Source organism: Cohnella sp. AR92, assembly GCF_003990975.1.
Classification (GTDB): domain Bacteria; phylum Bacillota; class Bacilli; order Paenibacillales; family Paenibacillaceae; genus Cohnella.
In genome coordinates, this window is record NZ_RZJR01000009.1 from 144,947 (window position 1) to 163,458 (window position 18,512).

Here is an 18,512-nt window from a genome sequence, read left to right on the forward strand (position 1 = left end):
TAAGGTAGGCGCTATCCCAAGGGAGCAGCCAGCTATCGGAACCTGAAGGAGGCTTAATCCGCATGTCACAGCCGAATGGAGCCGTCTATGGATACGGAGCGTCGACCACCATCGTCATCGTTCTGTTCATCCTTCTTGTCATCGTCATGAAGATCCCTTGAGCGCATGCAGCCGCTTCGAGAGATACCAGGCCGTTCGTCCGCTCTGCGCGGCAGGCCAGCCGAGAGTTTAGACCTTCGCTATGGAAGGTCTATTTGTTTTTTTTGCGGGGGAGGGGGGAAATGGCGGGTAAAATCCGGATATGCGGAAAAGGGATTCGCGCAAGTGCGGATGGCCGTTCATTTGAGTAACCAGTACCCATTGGGAGGCTTCTTGCGGCGGTTGGCCCGTCAGTTGAGTAACCCGTACTCATTTGGCGGCTTCTTTCGGCGGTTGTCCGGTCAGTTGAGTAACCAGTACCCATTTGGAGGCTTCTTGCGGCGGTTGGCCCGTCAGTTGAGTAACTAGTACTCATTTGGCTTCTTCTTTGCTCGGTTGGCCGTTCATTTGAGTAACCAGAATCCATTTGGAGACTTCTTGCGACGGTTGGCCCGTCAGTTGAGTAACCAGTACTCATTTGGCGGCTTCTTTCGGCGGTTGTCCGGTCAGTTGAGTAACCAGTACTCATTTGGCCACATGCACCGCAATCCCATCATGCGCTCCACTACTCTTCCCTTTTGCCGCTCACGCCAATGAGAGTAATCTGGTTACTCTCTTCCGCCATCCGTCGCGAAATTACGCCCATGTACGCAGTCTGACTACCTACTTCCGCCATCCATCGCGCATTCCCGCCAATGTACGCAGTCTAACTACCTTCTTCCGCCATCCGTCGCGCATTCCCACCAATGTACGCAGTCTGACTACCTACTTCCGCCATCCGTCGCGAAATTACGCCCATGTACGCAGTCTAACTACCTTCTTCCGCCATCCGTCGCGCATTCCCACCCATGTACGCAGTCTGACTACCTACTTCCGCCATCCGTCGCGCATTCCCGCCCATGTACGCAGTCTGACTACCTACTTCCGCCATCCATCGCGCATTCCCGCCAATGTACGCAGTCTAACTACCTTCTTCCGCCATCCGTCGCGCATTCCCGCCAATGTACGCAGTCTGGCTGCCTTTTTCCGTCCAGCGCCTTGTGCGCCGTTCGTCCGATCTGGTTACTCCGTTCCGCCGCCGAACGAACCGGCCTATGCCTCATTCGACTCGCAACCTCCGCCGCGCCAAGACTTGTTTTATCCTTCGGGCATTATGTTACAATAAAGCCATCCGCGACCATTCGCTCTAGGGGGTGCTTCTACCATGGACATTGCCATCATCGTCGAAGGCAAGAACGACAAAAGCCGCCTGTCCCGCGTACTCTCGCCCGAGGTCCCTATCCATTGCACCTTCGGCACCTTGAACACGGCGAAGATCGAGTCGCTGCGCAAAGCGGTCGGAGACTGCCAGGTGTACTTGTTCACCGACCCCGATTCGTCCGGAAGGCGTATCCGCGGCATTCTGCATGACGTGTTCCCGGATGCCGAGAACATCTATACCCGGAGAGGCTATAACGGAGTCGAAGGGACTCCCGAGGAATACCTCATCCAACAGCTGGAGAAAGCCGGCTTGGAAGCGTATATCGTCTATCCCGAGCCGACTGCCGCGTGGCCCGACGCTCCTAAATAAGACGCTGCCAACCGACCGCGCTGCTCCCATTTTCCGACTCCCAACCCAACTATCCGTCCCTATACCAAAAGAACCTCCGGCCATTGCTGCGAATGGCACCGGAGGTTCTTCTTTTTCCATATTGGTTACATCAAGCTCTTGATCTCGTCATACAGCTGCTCAGGCGACGTATCGCTCGGGTTGTTCGCTTGCGGCGAGATGAAGTCGCGCATACGTCCCTTCTTGTCCACGAGTACGATCAGGTTCATGTGCCCGAAGTTACCTTCTTCGTCCTTGCTCACCAAGAGCTGGTACTTCCTCGCAAGTTCGGCAGTCTCCTTCTCATCCCCCCGCAGGATTTTCCACCCGTTGTAATCCGCATTGAACTTGTCGAAGAACTTCTTAAGAGCCTCCGGCGTATCCCGCTCCGGATCGATCGTTATGGAGACGAATTCGACCTTGTCGCCGAACTTGCCCTCATCCTTCAGCATATTCTGGACCTGGGACATCATGAATGTCGTCGGCGGACATACGTCCGGGCAATTGGAATAGAAGAAATAAACCAGTCGAACCTTGCCGTTCTGCTCGCTCATGGTGAACGGATTGCCATCGATGTCGTTATAAGTAAAATCGGCGGCAGCCCCTTTATCGGTCAGCGTGTCATTCTTGTCCTTGTTGTTATTTACCAGCAGGAACACCGCGAGGATAATGCACAAGCCGAACAAGATCATCGGAAAAGCATATCGTTGCCCAAAGGACTTCTTCCCGGCCGCCACCGGCGGAGCGATGACTCCTTGATCGTTCGAAACCGCTGGGGTTTCGGTCACGTCCGTTTGATTCGTTGAATTCTCATTTATGTTCTTCTCGTCTGCCAAGGGAATACACTCCATTCGTCATTTAGAATCTAATAGCGTCTGCATCCGTTCGCGTTTAGAATCCATTCGTGTTAAGGATCATCGCGATAAACATGACCAGCAAATAATTCACGGAGAACAGGAAGTCCGTCTTCGCCCACTTGACCGTATCTTTGGCCCGGAAGCCGGATAGCGCGTGCAGGAGCCAGCAAGCCAGAATCACGACATTCAGAATGAGGAAAACAATTCCGACGTATTCGTAAGAATAGAGCAGGATCGAAGCGGCGAGCAGCAAAGCTATGTACGGAATCATCTGGATCTTCGTCCTAAGCACGCCTTTGACCACCGGCAGGACGGGGAACCCGGCTGCGCGGTACTCTTCCACGCGGCGGATCGCAAGCGACCAGAAGTGCGGGGGCTGCCACAGGAACAGGATCGCGAACAGCAGCCATGCTCCTGCGTCTACCGTATTCGCTACCGCGCAATATCCGATAACGGGCGGCATGGCGCCGGATACGCCGCCGATCGAGGTGCTCCAGGTCGAATGGCGCTTGAGCCACATGGTGTAAACGACTACATAAACGAAGATGCCAAGCAAGCCAAGGAATCCGCACAATACATTAACCCCGGCGAAAAGAACGGTCAAGCCGATCAATCCCAGGACGATCGCATATCCGAGCACGAAGGAAGGCTTCAGTCTGCCCATCGGCAGCGCCCGTTCCTTCGTTCGGGCCATCTTGGTATCCATCTCGCGGTCCAAGTAGTTGTTAAAGACGCAGGCCGAAGCCATCGTGAACGCCGTACCGACCAACACCCAAATGAGAAGCAGCCCATCGATGTCCCACTGGGAAGCGACCCAGAAGCCACCGAATGCCGCGAACAAATTCAATCGAATGATGCCCGGCTTGGTTAAAGTAACAAGATCTTTGAACACAAAGCTCCTCCTTTAAACATAAAGCCGCGAGTAAGACGCGCTGTCATCCCTTAATCATACTCCAATTATTAGAATGTTGACAACGTGCGCCATCGTTCTTCGCCATTCTACAGTCACACAATAGGCGCCTCCGCAATAGACTGTATTGCGACAATTGCCCAGCACCTCCCGACCGAGGGTGGGCGCAAAGGCTCTGTCATCCATGGAGAGAGATTAATTTGGCGTAAGCCATCTATTAAGGAGGATTTCCTTGTATACCAAAATGCCTTGGCCCCCGACTTCGACATCCGCCGCTCCGGTTGCCCAGCAAGCCGTCTCCCCCGCCAACGTAAACATGATGGGCGCTTTCCCCCAGACCCTGCCTGCGAACGTTCCAACGGCAATGCCCGCCGTTCCGACGACTCTGCCGGCAACGCAGGCTCCCCTGCCCGTCAGCACGGGAGGGTTCATCACTCAGGGCGGAGCGGTTATTCCGGTTCCCCAACGCGAGGAATCGTACGTCGAGAACATCCTGCGCATGAATCTGGGCAAAGTCGCCACGCTGTACATGACTTACGAGAACAACAGCGAATGGAACGCCAAGATCTTCAAAGGCGTACTTGAAGCCGCAGGCCGAGATCATATCGTCATCAGCGATCCCGTCACCGGCAAAAGATATCTGCTGCTGATGCTGAACCTCGATTACATCACGTTCGACGAGCCGCTCAATTACAACCTGCCGTTCGGCACGCAAGGATTAGCTACTCGAAGATAACCGGACGGAACGTCCATACCCGTACTCCCGCGGGTCCGTTCTTCACCCATCGTTCCATCTCCGACCACCCCGAACGCCCCTCGCGGCGTTCTTTTTCTATAGACGCCGCCTCTTCCTCGCTTTCGGCCCTCTGCCACTCGACGAAGACTCCCGGTTGAACGGTATTCTCCGCCAGCTCCACCTTGCGCCATCGCTCCGGCTGGGATCGAACCCACCGAAGGAACGGCTCCCTGTGCTCTTCCGGAATCGCATATTCGCAGAACACGATCATCCTGTCCGCAGCCCCCTTCTCCTCATAATTTCCTCATCCCCCGCCCATACTGACAAACGATCACGATTCTGAGCAAACTGGGGGGATTATTTTGGACTCAGGCACCCATCTCGTCTTCGGACTCGGTCTCGCGGGCTTGGCCCTGACCGATCCGGTTATCGCTTCTCATCCGCAAGGCCCGTTAGCCGTCTTGATCGGCACCGTAATCGGTTCGCAAGCGCCGGATTTCGACATGCTGCTTCGCTTCAAGAGCAATGCCGATTATATCAAGAATCACCGCGGCTTGTCTCACTCGATTCCGGCGGTGCTCATCTGGACCCTCTTGATCACCTTGGCGATCGCCCTAGTCTTCCCCAGCGTCTCTTGGCTTCATATCGGCGCATGGGTTCTGCTGGCCGTCGTGCTGCACGTCGTCTCCGATCTGTTCAACTCTTACGGCACGCAGGCGGCAAGGCCGATCTCCAACCGATGGATCGCTTGGAACATCATTCACATCTTCGATCCGTTTATCTTCCTGTCCCATCTCGCCGCTATCGTGCTGTGGGCGAGCGGTTGGGCGGAGCCTAGAGCGATTTTCCCCGTCTTGTATGCCGTTCTCGTCGTCTATTACGCCTGGAGGAGCTGGGTTCATTACCGTCTCTCCTCCAAGCTTCCGGGCAAGGACGAGTTTTATCGCCCCGGCGATCGCTACTTCCTGCTGCCGACGCTGTCCCTTCATCGTTGGAACGTGATTCGCGAATCGAAGGATTGCAAGTACGGGATCGGCGAATGGGAAAATGGGAAGCTGGTCTGGCTGGAAACAACCACATGCGCGCAGCACCCGGCCGTAGAGGCATCCAAGAAGAACAAAGATGCGCAATCGTTCCTCGCCTTGACTCCATTCCCCTGCGGACAGGTGACATCCCATTCGTGGGGCTATGAGGTCCGCTGGCTCGACATCCGTTATCGGCATCGCAAGCAATACCCGTTCGTCGCCGTCGTGATGATGGACCGGAACTACGAGACGCTTCAATCCTACGTGGGCTGGCTCAGCGACGATCGGCTGCAGAAGCGCCTCCGGATGAATTCTTACTAAAGATTGCCGGAAGAAAGCCCCCTATTGACTTGGGGGCTTTTATTATTGGACAATATTAAAAGCCCGAGGGCGACCCTCGGGCTTTCGGTCGGGACGCTAAGTTCGCTTAGCGGCCGCCGCCGGAAAGTTGTTGCTCAGCGATTTGAACCAGCTTCTTGGTGATATAGCCTCCGAGCGATCCAGCATCGCGGGAAGTTACGTTGCCGTAGTAGCCGTCGGACGGGATTTGAACGCCCAACGATTGAGCAGCCTCCGTCTTCATGCTTTGAAGAGCTGCTTTCGCTTGGGGAACCAACACCTGATTACGGGATCCGGAATTGTTGTCTGCCATGCTTCAATGCTCCTTTCGCCTTGCTTTAATGGGTTTGCAAGCTTGCTTCTCTAGTATGCAAAGGCGGGAGAAAAATATGCTTAAGGAGTTCAAAACCATGAACAAACCTCTCGGATTATTGTTTGCCATCACTTCCGTCGCTTGGATGACCGCTACCGCCATCTCCCTCGACTACAACGGCTGGCTGGCCGCGCTGTTCTTCGTCCTGTGCATCCTGAATATCGGCGCAGGATTCATCGTGAAGGCCCGGCTGCGCAGAAGCCGAGCCTAGGCGATGGTCCGGCGGCTTATCGCTTCGAGGAAGGCAGCAGGAAGCCCATCGCTTCCTTGACTTGGCGGGTCGTCACTTCGGCGACCGCCCTCGCCTTCTCCGCACCGGCCCTAAGGATCTCGTGAATCTCGCCGGATTCGCGGATTTCGCGGTAACGCTGCTGCAGCGGCTCAAGGGTCGCGACCACTTGCTCGGCCAGATCCTTCTTGAACGCCCCGTAGCCTTGTCCTTCGTATCTGGCTTGAACTTCCTCAAGCGAGATGCCCGCGCAATTCGAATAGATCGTCATCAGGTTGCTGATCTCGGGCTTCTCCTTCGGATCGAATACGATCTCCCGTCCCAAGTCCGTCTTGGCTCGGGAGATTTTTTTGCGGATGTCGTCCGGAGAATCGAGAAGGGCGATGAAGCTTCCCGCGTTAGGGTTGCTCTTGCTCATCTTCTTGCTCGCGTCGTCCAGCGACATGATTCTTGCTCCGACCTTCGGGATGTATGGCTCCGGAACCGTCAGCGTCTCGCCGAACTTGAAGTTGAAGCGTCCCGCGAGATCGCGCGTCAGCTCCAGATGCTGCTTCTGGTCGTCGCCGACCGGCACCAGATTGGCTTGATACAGCAAAATGTCCGCGGCCATCAGCGAAGGATAGACGAACAGGCCGGCTCCCACCGCATCCTTGCCTTCCGACTTATCCTTGAACTGGGTCATTCTCTCCAGCTCGCCCATATACGACAGCGTCGTCATGATCCAGCCCAGCTCCGCGTGCTGCGGCACGTGCGACTGCACGAAGACGGCCGCTTGCGCCGGATCGATCCCGGCGGCGATAAACAGGGCGGCAACCGATTCCGTTTGTTCGCGCAAGGCCGCCGGCTCTTGCGGAACCGTAATCGCGTGCAGATCGACGATCATGAAGAAGCACTCGTAATCCTTCTGCAGCTCCACGAAATTTTTCATCGCTCCGATATAGTTCCCTAGCGTCAGCTTGCCGCTCGGTTGAATCCCCGATAGAACTCTTAGTGGCTTGCTCATGATTGGATTCCGCCTTTCTTTTCCCAAGCAATAGTGTCGTGCCGCTAAAGATCGACTGTCCCCAGGAGACGGAGAAAAACAAAAAGACCCCTTCGTCTCAAGGGACGAAGAGGTCGTGGTGCCACCCTTATTCGCTGGACAAAGCATCTTAGGCGCGCTCTCGGATCCAGCCTTGGGTTCCGTAACGGGGAACATTCGGGGAGAATGGGATAGGCCGTCCCCCGCGGAGACAGCTCGATCGTTTCGCTCCCGGCTCCGAGCTCCATTCGGCTTAGCAAGGAGTACCGGCTCTCAGCAATCGCCGGCTCTCTGGGAGCACCCCGCTAAACGTACTTGTTCTCTTCACAGCCGATCTGATGCAGCATGTTGCTTCTCATTATACTCCCGGGAGACGACAAGTCAACCGCGCAGCCCCCCGCTTCGAACTTCCCTCCTCGCGTTCTTGTCCGATAAGGCCAAGCATAGTCTAGAGAAGCGCAGCTTGGAGGTGGGTCGAATTGGCAGGCAGATTTTTCAAATGGCTCCTGACCGCATCGGGAGTTCTTTTCCTTGTTCTCTTCTTCATCATGGAGAGCCATTATGCGCGAAAGCTGACCGAAGCGTTCGCTTCCATCTTGTTCGATGCTCTCCCTTATCTGCTAGCCGGTTCGTTCGTATCGGCGCTGCTTCACACTTTCCTGAAGGACGAACATGTGCGAAGGTTCGCGCCCCGCAACAAGCTCTATGGCGTTCTCTTCGGGAGCCTTCTTGGCCTTGCCGTCCCGCTCTGCGAATGCGGAATGGTTCCCGTCGTGCGAAGGCTAATCCGCAAAGGGCTGCCCGCCTATATCGGGCTGGTCTATCTTGTCGCCGGTCCGATCCTGAATCCGATCGTCATCGCTTCGACCTTCTCCGCCTTCCCGAACGATCCGAAGCTTGCGACCGCCCGGTTCCTGCTGGCTCTCGCAGTTACCGTTGCGCTGGGCCTCATGCTCACCTTGATCGTCCGCGGCAGCCCGCTCCGGACCGACCGGACGAATGACGATACCCGCGAGCATGAGCACGGGCACGGACATGATCATTCTCACGGACACAGCCATGCCGGCCATTCCCGCAAACACGGCCATCACCACCATCACCACGATCATGACCACGAGGCGGCCGGGGGAACTTGGAGGACGAAGCTTGCGGGCGTTCCCGCTCACGCGGCCGAGGATCTCTGGGACATGGGCAAGTACTTCCTGGCGGGTTCCTTGATCGCCGCGATCATGCAGACGACGATCGATCAGGAAGCTTTCGCCGCCATCGCCGGCAACGATCTCGTATCCCATTTGTTCATGATGGGCTTCGCCTTCGTGCTGTGCTTATGCTCTACGGCCGATGCCTTCGTCGCCGCCCCCTTCGTGAACCTATTCCCACATGGGGCGCTGCTGTCCTTCCTTGTCTTCGGTCCGATGATCGACCTGAAGGGCACTCTAATGATGCTGTCCGTCTTCCGTACCCGGTTTGTCCTCGTGTTCGCGCTGCTGACCGCGTGGCTGGTCCTGCTCGGATCCCATATCTTCGAACGCATGAATTGGCTTTGAAACAAGAGCTTCATGGAAACGATTTCTTTGCATGCATAGCCCCTCCTATTTCGTCCATACTATCCTTCAAAGGAGGTGAGCACATTGGCATCCAACAACAACAGCAACAGCAATCAGCTCGTCATCCCCCAAGCTCGCCAAGCACTGGACCAACTGAAGTACGAAGCTGCGCAAGAGCTTGGAATCACGATTCCGCAAGACGGCTACTACGGCAACATGGTTACTCGCGACACCGGCTCCATCGGTGGTCATATCACTCGCAAGCTCGTTCAGATCGCTGAACAACAACTCGCGGGAAGAGCTTTCTAATCGAACCGCTTCCATAACGGATAGCGTCAACAACGAAGGGGACGGCTCGGATCAACAATCCAGAGCCGTCCCCTTCATTTTATGTAGCCTATTCGTTCACCGCGTCACGCCGGTCCCTGCCCTTCGGATGCAACCGGAACATGAGATTCGCCATGTTGTAGTTGGACTCGAATTGGACGCTCAGATAGACCTTGCCCTGGCGAAGCACGAAGTCGTACGAGATTTCGCCGTGCGTCCAGCTTCGCTTGTGGTTCAGCGCTTCGATTGCCATTCGGCGCAGCGATTCGACTTGGGCTGCCGTCATCCCGGCCTGCTTCTCTCCCGCTGTCCCCCGATCCTCGCAATCGAGCGGGAGATGCCGAATGCCGAACTTGCCGATCACGTCGTTGCGTATCTGCAGCACGATCGTTCCCGCGGATAGTCCGCGCAATTCATCCTCCAGCTTGCGAAGAGCAACATCTACCTGGCGGGCCAATGGAACCAACTCTAGCGACATCAACATTCCCCTCTCCTAATAAAATGATTATTTTTACCTATATAATACTTTAATTGGATTATATGTCAATTATTTAATAATAGCAATGACTATTGTCTAAATTTGTCGCTTGAGGAGTTCAGGCCATAAAAAAACCGCTCCCTGCCGAAGCCCCGATCCATTGATCGGGCCCTCCAAGCAGGAAAGCGGCGTGTTCTTCACGACCTATTTGCTATTATTATATCTCGCCCGTCCATTTCCGACAATTGGAAATTTATCGGTTGGACGATCGGGAGACTTCCGCTGCCGTCTTCACGTACAGCTCGACATCGGACACCGCCTTGGCCACGGCCGAATCCCAGAAGCCGCGCTTCTTCAAATCCACCCCAAGATGCTTCTTGGCCAAGTCCTCGACCGACATGACCGCCGTATCCTTCAGAAGAGCATCATAGCGCGCGCTGAACGAAGGACCTTCTTTCTCCGCCGCGGCGAGGATGCCGGTGCTGAAGAGATAGCCGAAGCTATAGGGGAAGTTGTAGAACGGAACGTCCGTGATGTAGAAGTGAAGCTTGGAGCCCCAGAACATCGGATGCCAGGATTCAAGCGAATCCCCATACGCTTCCTTCTGGGCTTCCACCATCAGCTCCTTGATCTCCTCGGCGGACAGCATGCCGGCCTTGCGCTTGTCGTAGAAGCGAGTCTCGAACAGGAAGCGCGCTCGGATATTCATGCAGAACGCGACCGCGCTCTCCAGACGGACGTCCAACAGCGCCAGCTTCGCTTCGGCGCTGTCCGCCTTGCGCAGCAGCGCATCGCTGACGATCGCCTCCGCGAAAGTAGAAGCGGTCTCCGCCACGTTCATCGCGTAGTCCTGGGCGAATGGCGCCAAGCCGTCCACCAGAGAGCTATGGTAAGCGTGGCCCAACTCGTGGGCGAGGGTCGAGACATTGTCCATCGTACCCGAATAGGTCATGAAGATCCGGGTCTGGCCGTTGATCGGGAAGTCCGTGCAGAAGCCGCCCGGACGCTTCCCGGCGCGGTCTTCCACCTCGATCCATCTCTCGGAGAAAGCGCGATCCGCCAGCGCCGCCATCGAAGGAGAGAACTGGGCGAACGCTTCCCGGATAAGCTCGGCTGCTTCTCCATATCCCACGGACGGGCCTTCTTGGCCGATCGGAGCGCCGACATCGTGCCAGCCGAGCTTCTCCTTGCCGAGCAAGCCCGCTTTGGCGGATAAGTATTTCTTGAGCGGTTCGATGCTTCCTTCTACCGCTCCCCACATGGCTTCGAGCGTTTCCGGGCTCATTCGATTGATACGAAGCGGTTCATGAAGAACGCTGTCCCAGCCTCGCTTGCCGTACAAGTTGAGCCGGAAGCCCGCCAAGCGGTTCAACACGTCCGCCGCAAGATCCTCCTGCTCGGACCAAGCCTCTTCCCATAGGGAAGCCATTCGATCGCGCACTTGTTGGTTGGGATTGCTGAACTTGTTGGCCGCCTGTCCCACGGACAGCTTCTTCGTCTCGCCATTCTCCTCCCATGGGATGCCGATCCGGCTGACGATAAGCGAATAATGCTCTCCCCATCCGTGATAGCCGTTGATAGCCAGCTCGCTGGCGAGTCCCTCCAGCTCGGGAGACAGCTTCTCTCGAACCGCGTCCCTGCGCTCGTTAAGGAGATACGCGATCTCCTTCTGGCCCTCGGCTTCTACCCACTTCGCCCAGCGGTCGTCCGGAAGCTCGGACAGCTTCACGTCGAACAAGTCAGACGCTTGGGAGTAAAGGGAGCCGAGCGTCTGAACCTTCTCCGTCCAGGCGGCCGCTCGCTTGTCGTCGGTCCGTTGCGAGGTCAGGCAATCCGCGAACGATCTCGCCTGGCGAAGACGCAGGTTCGCTTCCTGCAGCCTGGCGGTCCATGCCGACAGCTTCGCTTCGCCGACATCGCCGGAAGACGCCTTCAGTTCTTGGTACAACCCCTTCACCAGCTTGTCGCTCTCCTCCATGAAGGAAGCGAATTCCTTGGAATCGGAACCGCCCGGGAACAGAGCATCAAGGTCCCAGGTCAACGATAATGATTGACTCATTTATATCCAACCTTTCGTTATATAGGAATGATAAGCCATGCAGGATTAATGCTACAACATTGCGAAGGCGGGAACAACTGTTGTATCGTTAAAGGCATGGAGAAGAACGGAGGTCTTAAATCTTGATTCCCTTGCAGAACAGCTTGCCTTATGATATCCAGATGAACGAAGTATTCGCCGCTCACTGCCCCTTCTGCGGGCAAGAGCACGTACCGCTTCCGCTTAAGCCGGAAGACGTCCGGGATCTTCGGGACGGGCGGCGCAAACAGGCGATCGTCTTCCCGTGCTGCCGGACCCGGGTGCAATTCATCGACGCCGACGGAGATTACCTTCTTGCGGATCAGCGGCTAAGTCCGCGCAGATAGGCATAACCAGAAGCGCCTCCAAATCGCATCAAAAGAGCGTAAATATAGCAGCAGCTTACAGAAAATTGGCCAATCTCGCGTTGTCCCGGGCTGCCCTGAATAGGTGCTTTTCCCAATTCCCCGTAAATCGGGCGATTACTTTCCTATTGCAGTTGCTCGTTAATCAGCTATCGGCTCGCGGCTTGCCGCTTCCGTCTTACGTATCGGATTGCGGATTACGGATGGTTATATGGACTCGCGGCTAACGGAAATTTTAGACCTTAAGAGCTGGAATATAAGACGTTTTTGATTCTTACGGATATAAGCGACGCTTAAAGTTGAATTTAGCCCTTTCGAGAGGGGAAATAACCATATAAGGGTTCGTCATTTCCGTTAAAATTCATAAACCCGCAATTTCCCCCTGTAAAGGTCTCAGATTTCCGTTACGGTTCAGGGTCGGACGCCTACATGGCGATAAGCATCCCTCGCAAGAAAAGCAGCCTGCCGCATCTCGCGGCAGGCTGCTTTCTACCTTACTATTGGAGACTCTGCAGGACCGATTCCAGCGTCGTTTCCGCATAGCCCATGCTGGTATCGCCGGCTCCGTAATAAATTTTCACGATCCCGTCCTCCTCCAGCGCCCCGCAGGAGAAGACGACGTTCCCGAAGAAGCCTTCCGTCTCGAAAGGCTCCTCCGGCTCTAAGAAGGGCTTCCTGCAGCGAGCAAGCACTCGCCAAGGCTCCTCCAGATCGAGCAGGACCGCTCCGAGGCAATACCGATTGTCTCTGTCCGCGCCATGGTAGAGCTCGAGCCAGCCGCGATCCGTGCGAATCGGCACCGCGCTCGCTCCGATCCGCCCCCCGTCCCACTCTTCTTCGCGAACTCCCATCAGGTAACGGTGGTTCCCCCAGGTTAGCAGGTCGTTCGATTCCGCGATCCAGATGTCGGGCTTCGCAAAATGGGACCCGGACGGCCGATGCAGAGCGTAGTATTTGCCGCCGATCTTCTCCGGGAAGAGGACCACGTCCTTGTTGTCCGGGTGGAAGATATTGCCGATCCTCCGGAACGAACGGAAGTCCTCGGTGAACAGCAGCGGAACGACAACGCCCCGAGGAGAAACGCCCGTACAGGCAATGTAATAACCGTCCTCCAGCATCGTGATGCGAGGATCCTCGATCCCGAATGTCTCGTAGCTTGTCGCCGGATAGATCGACGGGCTCTTGTCGATATCGAAGCGAAGCCCGTCGCGGCTTCGGGCGACGCGAAGATGCGAGAGGGAAGTCAGATAAATCTGTCCGGGCGTTCGGATGACGCGCGGGTCGGAGAAGTCGTTCTCCGGGCCGAACGGAATGGAACGCAGGACGGTCTCGCCCTTCTCCGGATCGTAAAGCGGAATCAGACAGGAATCCTTCTCCTGCTGAATGGGCCGCTCGGCCACCCGAAGAAGGAGAATAATCTCTTCGCCGAGCCTGGCGACGCCGGCATTGAATACTCCGATGACCTCCATGGCTGGAGAGGACGGAACGACATCGCTTGGAACCACAATCGGATTGCCCTCCGCTCGGCGGATGTTCATCATTCAACCCCTTTTCCCGAAATTGATCAAGCGCCGCTTTGTTTCATCTCTTCCGGAAGCTCCTGCCCCTTGTTCGTCATCTCTTCGCGGATGGCCGTCCATTGCTCCCGGGAAGCCCGAATCATGGAGCTGTCCGTAATCCGCTTGTCGTGAATGACTTTGGAGAACCACTTGACGGCTTCGTAGAAATGGCCCAGCCTGCGGTTCAACTCCCCGATCAGGTAAAGCAGGCGGGCGTTGCTGTCCCCGTTCCTCTCGTTCTTATAAACTTCGACATAAGACTCCAGGGCGAACCCGAGGAATTTGTTCTCCATGTCCTGGTTGCCGTCGTAACGGTAGAGCCAAGCGATATGATGAAGAAGACCCGCGATCAGGCGATCGCTCTCCTTGACCGTCTGGGCGGACAGCAAAGCCAGCTTGTAGGTCTCCATGGCCGTCTCCGCCGTTCTCTCTCCGCCGTATTCCCGATTCGACCAGTGAACGCCGATCTTGTCCAAGTATGCCCTTTTCTCGCGATCCATGAGCTTGTCCCTGAAATTCTCGGTCGACGCGAAGCCGCAATACGGACACACTCTAACCACATAATAATCCGGATTGATGGTTGCGAAGTAGGAGCAGAAGTCCGTGTCCGTGTTGATCGCCTTCTTCAGGCTCGGCCGAACCCTGGACGTCTCGAACGTCGATTCGCAGCAAGGGCAATTGATCTTAATGGTGTATAAGGGTTCCAATGTGTTCCCTCCGGACTGTCCGCGGACGGACAGCAGTATGTAGGCCCTATCAAGAATTCACGAAATGATGGGCGGGACCCGAAAGCCGTTCCAGGATGATCTCCTGCAATTCCGGCTCCAGATCGGTCTCGCCGAGCGCCCTGCGCATGCAATCCAGCCAAGCCTCGGCATGCTCGTTCGTGATCGGAAAGCGCAGATGGCGGCCTCTCATCATCGGATGCCCGTGCTTGTCCGAATATAGGCTGGGCCCGCCGAAGAATTGGGTCAGGAATTCGTACTGCTTCTCCATCACCGGGTCGATATCCTCCGGGAATAACGGGGAGAGCAGCGGGTGCTCTTGAACCTTCGGATAGAACCGTTCGACAATGGCCCGAATGGCAGGAGCTCCTCCGGCTGCTTCGTAGATAGTCGTATAGCTCATGAACGGACTCCTCCTTGTGTATATTGTCGCAGGACTAACAGCCATATTTTCAACCCATTATAGCATAATTAATTAGGAACTTATGTCCAGGAAAAACAAAAAATCGCCCGAAAGGACGATGTAGAAAGTCTCAGTAATCTTCTCTCTCCGAAGGGGTCAGCGATTCGCGTATGACAAAAACAAAAGCGCAAACCAAAAATCCGGCCACTATTCCCGCCATCCTCATCACTCCGCTTCTGTGTGTTCCTTAGGAGCTTATGACTCGATGATTCTGAGAATATTCTAACATAAATCCCGGACGAAAGCATGGCTCTTTCTGTAATCGGTTACATTTATTTATTGGAAATAACCCGCTTGCCCGCCGCATATATAGGACAAGAACCCTTCGCGGTACGAATTCCTTAAAGGAGGCGGCAAGCATGTCGATCTCGGACCCTCCCGATCTTGCCACGCGGCCTAACCGGCTGAACGGCTTGCTGGCTGCCATGCTGGTCGCGGCAACGCTTCTTCTGCTCGGCATGCTGACGCTATCCATGCCGCATGTCGCGCTGACGGCATCTTTGAAAGGATTGAAGGTATGGTGGGACGTGCTCTTTCCCGCTCTGTTCCCCTTCTTCGTGCTGTCCGAGCTCCTGCTGGGGCTCGGAGTCGTGCATCTGACCGGCACCCTGCTGGATCCGCTCATGCGTCCGCTCTTCCGCATTCCCGGGGTTGGGGGCTTCGTCGTCGCCATGGGCTTCGCGTCCGGCTACCCGGTCGGAGCCAAGCTCACTTCCCGTCTCATGGAGCAGAAGCTCGTGAATCGCGAGGAAGGAGAGCGGCTGGTCGCCATGACCACCTCCTCCGACCCTATTTTCCTTATCGGGGCGGTCTGCATCGGCTTCTTCGGACGCTCGGACATCGTTCCGGTATTGGCGACCGCCCACTACGGCGGGGCCATGCTGCTGGGGCTGCTGCTTCGGTGGACGGGCTCCTCCAAGCAAGGCGGCAAGGGCAGCAAGAGCGCCGCTCTAGACGGCTTCTCTCCATCCAACCCGGAGGACGCGCGCGGCGGCATCTTCGCCCGAGCATTCTCGGCCATGAAGCAAGCGCGGGCGGCGGACGGCCGTCCCTTCTCCGATATGCTGCAGCAATCGCTTCGATCCTCCATTCAGCTCATGATCGTCGTAGGGGGATTGGTCGTATTCTTCTCCGCAACGCTTGAATTGCTGCTTCACAGCGGCCTGCTCTCCGGTCTGCGAGACGCGCTGGCTTGGCTGCTGCGGTCCGTCGGCCTCTCTCCGTATCTGGCGGATTCCCTCGTCCGAGGCACGTTCGAGGTTACGCTCGGCGCGAACGCCGCGGCCGATGCCGGAACGGCCGCCCATGCAGGGGTTCCTAACCCGCCGCTCGTCGATCAAGTCGCGGCCGCCGCGTTCGTCCTCTCATGGGCCGGGCTATCGGTCCATGCCCAGGTTGCCGGCTTGATGAGCCGCACGAGCTGGAGGTACTTCCCGTTCCTGAGAGCTCGGCTGATCCATGCCGTCATGGCCGTTCTGCTCGTCTATCTCCTATGGCCCTATCTGTATAACGCCTGATTTCGAATTGGAAGCGCATAAGGTTGCGGACCGGAGCCCTCGAGCATTGTGTTCCATCTCCATATTGTTTATGATCGTACTAGCAAGCCGCGACGCCCTCGGAAACGCATGATCCGTCGGCAGGCAGCGGCGATTCACTCAGAGATGGGGAAGGAGCAATCTCTTGGAGTCCTTGAAATACGCGCTTCTCGACCGCGGAGACCAGTTAAGCCGGGAGCTCGCGGATCAGTTTCATAAGCTGGCGGAGGCCAGAGGCCTTGTCCGCGACGACAAAGCCCCTCGGATCGTCGTCTCGATCGGCGGAGACGGCACCCTGCTGCAAGCGTTCCACCGGTATCGGGATCAAGTCGGCAAGGTCGGCTTCGTGGGGGTGCACACGGGGCATTTGGGCTTCTACGCCGATTGGAAGGTTGGAGAACTGACCGAGCTGGTCGACCTCATGGCCACGACGGAACCGACGACGGTCAGCTACCCTCTGCTCAAGGTAGAGATCGTGACGGACGGAGGCACCTCCGCTTATCTGGCACTGAATGAATTTACGTTGAAAAGCGTGGAAGGAACGCTTGTCGCCCAGCTGAACATCAACGACGAGCCGTTCGAGATGTTCCGGGGGGACGGCATCGTCGTCTCGACCCCGTCCGGAAGCACCGGCTATAATAAGAGCGTCAACGGCGCCATCATCCACCCTTACCTGGAAGCGATGCAGATCGCCGAGATCGCGTCGATCAACAATCGGGTTTACCGGACGCTCGGCTCCTCCTTCATATTGCCGAAACACCATCACTGCGATATCGTTACGGACCCCGAGGAGCTGCTGTCCGTCGGCATCGATCACCTCGTGCTGCAATTCCGCGAGGTACGCTCGATCATCTGCTCCGTCGCCGAGGATAAGGTGCATTTCGCCCGATATCGTCCGTTCCCGTTCTGGAATCGGGTTCGCGACGCGTTCATCGGCTACGACGAGAACGGCGATTCCGGACGCGCCCGCAAGCGTCCCCGCTAAAGCCGCTTATTAAAGCAAAAAAAACAGGATGGACCGGTTGACGAACAACCGCTTCCATCCTGTTTTTTTGTTGCGCGATTCCTAGCGTTCGCCGCCGGTGTTGCCGGCCTCGGAACGAGGTCCGTTCCCGCCCCCGGCGCGAGGCGCGCCATCCGGGCGCGGCCGGTTCGGCTTGCCATGGAAGCCGCCGCGGCGCCTATTCTTGCCCGCCCAACGACCTCCGCCTCCGGACTGGCGAGAAGGTTGATCTCCTTCTGCCCCCGCGGCGATGCTCGCCCGGGCGTCCCCGCCCGTTCCGCCGCTTCGGTCGTGGTGATCCTTCGCGGAGGAATTCCCCGCGTGTTGGTTGGAGCTGCCGCGGGGATGACCGCCGCCGCCTCCCTTGCGGTCTTGTCCGTTATGCCGGCGCTCCGAGCCTCCTCCGGAAGAGGAATTCCCGTGTCCTTGGCGGGAACCGCCATGGCTATTATGATGGCCTTGATTGCCGTTGTTCCGGCGTTCGCGGCCTGAGGAATCCGAACCGCCCTTGGATCGGCTCCCCCCTCCGTCGGGATACCCTCTTCCGAACGGAGAATCCGATCTCGAACCTCCGTTCGCTTGCGCAGCCGCCGCGGCGCGGCGTTCGGCGCCTTCGGATACCGCGCGCGCGACCGCGGACGGGCTTGTCCCCGGTACGCGGCCGCCGGGCCTCTCCTTCAGAGGCCAGCGCAGAAGCGGAGCCGACGAATTGGCGGCTGCCGCTGCGTTCGTTGCCGCGGCGGCAGGGTCTGCCGCCGGAGCTTCCGAGCCCTCCTCCGCCGGCGTATCCGCGGAAGCCGGTTCCGCCGCCGCCGGACTCGAGAAGATGACGGCATCCTCGGGAATCGCGCTCGGATCCAGCTTCTCCAGCACGAAGTAAGCGCAGCCGAAGTTGCAGTATTCGTTGATATAATCGATCAAGCCGTTAATGACGGCATCCCTTGACGCCTTGGGTTGAGCCTCCCGGAAGAAACCCTTGAGCCGCAGTTGATTATAACCCCAATCTCCGACGACGTAGTCGTATCGTTCCAGCACCTCGCTGAACCGTTCGCGGAACGCTTCGGGGTTCCACCCGTTTTTGTAGTCGTGCACGAGCGTATACGCGATACCGCCTGCCATATAGATCACGAATGGTACTCCTCTCGAATGCCCGCTTTAAGAATAACGGTGTATTAGTGCCGGATCATCCCGACCAAGCATCGGGTTATCGATTAGAA

General features: G+C 56.9%; 21 protein-coding genes. 10 read left to right on the plus strand and 11 right to left on the minus strand.

Annotated elements, in window-relative coordinates:
* Positions 1–62: 62 nt before the first annotated feature.
* Together ELR57_RS16260 and ELR57_RS16265 are read left to right on the plus strand one after the other, a co-directional pair.
* Complete coding sequence (locus ELR57_RS16260; RefSeq protein ID WP_126960158.1) at positions 63–161, plus strand: sporulation protein YjcZ; 99 nt, start codon at positions 63–65, stop codon at positions 159–161.
* Between the two features lie 1,181 nt (positions 162–1,342).
* Positions 1,343–1,708 (plus strand): ribonuclease M5, encoded by a 366-nt coding sequence (locus ELR57_RS16265; RefSeq protein WP_126960159.1) that lies wholly within the window; start codon positions 1,343–1,345, stop codon positions 1,706–1,708.
* Between the two features lie 125 nt (positions 1,709–1,833).
* Here the strand turns inward: ELR57_RS16265 and ELR57_RS16270 are convergent, their stop codons facing one another.
* Complete coding sequence (locus tag ELR57_RS16270) at positions 1,834–2,562, minus strand: SCO family protein (protein WP_238162555.1); 729 nt, start codon at positions 2,560–2,562, stop codon at positions 1,834–1,836.
* A 55-nt stretch (positions 2,563–2,617) separates the two neighbouring features.
* Positions 2,618–3,475, minus strand: a complete 858-nt coding sequence (gene cyoE / locus ELR57_RS16275; protein WP_126960160.1) for a heme o synthase — start codon at positions 3,473–3,475, stop codon at positions 2,618–2,620.
* A 262-nt stretch (positions 3,476–3,737) separates the two neighbouring features.
* Here cyoE and gerQ point away from each other — a divergent pair, with 262 nt between their 5' ends.
* On the plus strand, positions 3,738–4,229 hold the full coding sequence (gene gerQ, locus ELR57_RS16280) for a spore coat protein GerQ (RefSeq protein WP_370452287.1): 492 nt from the start codon (positions 3,738–3,740) through the stop codon (positions 4,227–4,229).
* Here the strand turns inward: gerQ and ELR57_RS16285 are convergent.
* Complete coding sequence (locus ELR57_RS16285; protein WP_126960161.1) at positions 4,216–4,500, minus strand: hypothetical protein; 285 nt, start codon at positions 4,498–4,500, stop codon at positions 4,216–4,218. The two genes, gerQ and ELR57_RS16285, sit on opposite strands and share 14 nt — an antisense overlap.
* A 91-nt stretch (positions 4,501–4,591) precedes the next feature.
* Here ELR57_RS16285 and ELR57_RS16290 point away from each other — a divergent pair, with 91 nt between their 5' ends.
* The gene (locus ELR57_RS16290; RefSeq protein WP_126960162.1) at positions 4,592–5,575 is read left to right on the plus strand and encodes a metal-dependent hydrolase; all 984 of its coding nucleotides are present in this window, start codon (positions 4,592–4,594) and stop codon (positions 5,573–5,575) included.
* Positions 5,576–5,681: 106 nt separating this feature from the next.
* Here the strand turns inward: ELR57_RS16290 and ELR57_RS16295 are convergent, their stop codons facing one another.
* Positions 5,682–5,906 carry an alpha/beta-type small acid-soluble spore protein gene (locus ELR57_RS16295; protein WP_126960163.1) on the minus strand — a complete coding sequence of 75 codons (225 nt, stop codon included), beginning with the start codon at positions 5,904–5,906 and terminating at the stop codon, positions 5,682–5,684.
* Between the two features lie 97 nt (positions 5,907–6,003).
* Here ELR57_RS16295 and ELR57_RS28115 point away from each other — a divergent pair, with 97 nt between their 5' ends.
* A complete protein-coding gene (locus ELR57_RS28115; protein ID WP_192896586.1) occupies positions 6,004–6,177 on the plus strand; it encodes a DUF5325 family protein in 174 nt (57 codons plus the stop codon).
* A gap of 16 nt (positions 6,178–6,193) precedes the next feature.
* On the opposite strand, the gene trpS is transcribed toward ELR57_RS28115, so the two are convergent.
* Complete coding sequence (gene trpS, locus ELR57_RS16300; RefSeq protein WP_126960164.1) at positions 6,194–7,198, minus strand: tryptophan--tRNA ligase; 1,005 nt, start codon at positions 7,196–7,198, stop codon at positions 6,194–6,196.
* A gap of 497 nt (positions 7,199–7,695) precedes the next feature.
* Between trpS and ELR57_RS16305 the strand changes: the two genes are divergently transcribed.
* A complete protein-coding gene (locus ELR57_RS16305; RefSeq protein WP_126960165.1) occupies positions 7,696–8,763 on the plus strand; it encodes a permease in 1,068 nt (355 codons plus the stop codon).
* 84 nt (positions 8,764–8,847) lie between these two features.
* On the plus strand, positions 8,848–9,072 hold the full coding sequence (locus ELR57_RS16310; RefSeq protein WP_126960166.1) for an alpha/beta-type small acid-soluble spore protein: 225 nt from the start codon (positions 8,848–8,850) through the stop codon (positions 9,070–9,072).
* Between the two features lie 88 nt (positions 9,073–9,160).
* Here the strand turns inward: ELR57_RS16310 and ELR57_RS16315 are convergent, their stop codons facing one another.
* On the minus strand, positions 9,161–9,568 hold the full coding sequence (locus ELR57_RS16315; RefSeq protein ID WP_192896587.1) for an O-methyltransferase: 408 nt from the start codon (positions 9,566–9,568) through the stop codon (positions 9,161–9,163).
* 253 nt (positions 9,569–9,821) lie between these two features.
* The gene (locus ELR57_RS16320) at positions 9,822–11,627 is read right to left on the minus strand and encodes a M3 family oligoendopeptidase (RefSeq protein WP_126960167.1); all 1,806 of its coding nucleotides are present in this window, start codon (positions 11,625–11,627) and stop codon (positions 9,822–9,824) included.
* A gap of 122 nt (positions 11,628–11,749) precedes the next feature.
* Between ELR57_RS16320 and ELR57_RS16325 the strand changes: the two genes are divergently transcribed.
* On the plus strand, positions 11,750–11,992 hold the full coding sequence (locus ELR57_RS16325) for a hypothetical protein (RefSeq protein ID WP_126960168.1): 243 nt from the start codon (positions 11,750–11,752) through the stop codon (positions 11,990–11,992).
* A 515-nt stretch (positions 11,993–12,507) separates the two neighbouring features.
* Here ELR57_RS16325 and ELR57_RS16330 read toward each other — a convergent pair.
* Genes ELR57_RS16330 through ELR57_RS16340 form a run of 3 tightly spaced genes read right to left on the minus strand, consistent with a single transcriptional unit; the run spans position 12,508 to position 14,697 of the window.
* Positions 12,508–13,548 carry a glycoside hydrolase family 130 protein gene (locus ELR57_RS16330; RefSeq protein WP_126960169.1) on the minus strand — a complete coding sequence of 347 codons (1,041 nt, stop codon included), beginning with the start codon at positions 13,546–13,548 and terminating at the stop codon, positions 12,508–12,510.
* Between the two features lie 26 nt (positions 13,549–13,574).
* Positions 13,575–14,276 (minus strand): DUF2225 domain-containing protein, encoded by a 702-nt coding sequence (locus tag ELR57_RS16335; protein ID WP_126960170.1) that lies wholly within the window; start codon positions 14,274–14,276, stop codon positions 13,575–13,577.
* A 49-nt stretch (positions 14,277–14,325) separates the two neighbouring features.
* Positions 14,326–14,697 (minus strand): globin domain-containing protein, encoded by a 372-nt coding sequence (locus ELR57_RS16340; protein WP_126960171.1) that lies wholly within the window; start codon positions 14,695–14,697, stop codon positions 14,326–14,328.
* A gap of 419 nt (positions 14,698–15,116) precedes the next feature.
* Between ELR57_RS16340 and ELR57_RS16345 the strand changes: the two genes are divergently transcribed.
* Both ELR57_RS16345 and ELR57_RS16350 read left to right on the plus strand, forming a co-directional pair.
* A complete protein-coding gene (locus ELR57_RS16345) occupies positions 15,117–16,274 on the plus strand; it encodes a nucleoside recognition domain-containing protein (protein WP_126960172.1) in 1,158 nt (385 codons plus the stop codon).
* 172 nt (positions 16,275–16,446) lie between these two features.
* The gene (locus ELR57_RS16350; RefSeq protein ID WP_126960317.1) at positions 16,447–17,277 is read left to right on the plus strand and encodes an NAD kinase; all 831 of its coding nucleotides are present in this window, start codon (positions 16,447–16,449) and stop codon (positions 17,275–17,277) included.
* Positions 17,278–17,358: 81 nt separating this feature from the next.
* On the opposite strand, the gene ELR57_RS16355 is transcribed toward ELR57_RS16350, so the two are convergent.
* The gene (locus ELR57_RS16355) at positions 17,359–18,414 is read right to left on the minus strand and encodes a YutD family protein (protein ID WP_126960318.1); all 1,056 of its coding nucleotides are present in this window, start codon (positions 18,412–18,414) and stop codon (positions 17,359–17,361) included.
* Between the last annotated feature and the right edge of the window lie 98 nt (positions 18,415–18,512).

What these genes read in the sequence shown, in the direction of transcription:
- ELR57_RS16260 (WP_126960158.1), top strand. Translation starts at nt 63, where the DNA reads ATGTCACAGCCGAATGGAGCCGTCTATGGATACGGAGCGTCGACCACC.
- ELR57_RS16265 (WP_126960159.1), top strand. Translation starts at nt 1,343, where the DNA reads ATGGACATTGCCATCATCGTCGAAGGCAAGAACGACAAAAGCCGCCTG.
- gerQ (WP_370452287.1), top strand. Translation starts at nt 3,738, where the DNA reads ATGCCTTGGCCCCCGACTTCGACATCCGCCGCTCCGGTTGCCCAGCAA.
- ELR57_RS16285 (WP_126960161.1), bottom strand. Translation starts at nt 4,500, where the DNA reads ATGATCGTGTTCTGCGAATATGCGATTCCGGAAGAGCACAGGGAGCCG.
- ELR57_RS16295 (WP_126960163.1), bottom strand. Translation starts at nt 5,906, where the DNA reads ATGGCAGACAACAATTCCGGATCCCGTAATCAGGTGTTGGTTCCCCAA.
- ELR57_RS28115 (WP_192896586.1), top strand. Translation starts at nt 6,004, where the DNA reads ATGAACAAACCTCTCGGATTATTGTTTGCCATCACTTCCGTCGCTTGG.
- trpS (WP_126960164.1), bottom strand. Translation starts at nt 7,198, where the DNA reads ATGAGCAAGCCACTAAGAGTTCTATCGGGGATTCAACCGAGCGGCAAG.
- ELR57_RS16315 (WP_192896587.1), bottom strand. Translation starts at nt 9,568, where the DNA reads ATGTCGCTAGAGTTGGTTCCATTGGCCCGCCAGGTAGATGTTGCTCTT.
- ELR57_RS16320 (WP_126960167.1), bottom strand. Translation starts at nt 11,627, where the DNA reads ATGAGTCAATCATTATCGTTGACCTGGGACCTTGATGCTCTGTTCCCG.
- ELR57_RS16330 (WP_126960169.1), bottom strand. Translation starts at nt 13,548, where the DNA reads ATGAACATCCGCCGAGCGGAGGGCAATCCGATTGTGGTTCCAAGCGAT.
- ELR57_RS16340 (WP_126960171.1), bottom strand. Translation starts at nt 14,697, where the DNA reads ATGAGCTATACGACTATCTACGAAGCAGCCGGAGGAGCTCCTGCCATT.
- ELR57_RS16345 (WP_126960172.1), top strand. Translation starts at nt 15,117, where the DNA reads ATGTCGATCTCGGACCCTCCCGATCTTGCCACGCGGCCTAACCGGCTG.
- ELR57_RS16355 (WP_126960318.1), bottom strand. Translation starts at nt 18,414, where the DNA reads ATGGCAGGCGGTATCGCGTATACGCTCGTGCACGACTACAAAAACGGG.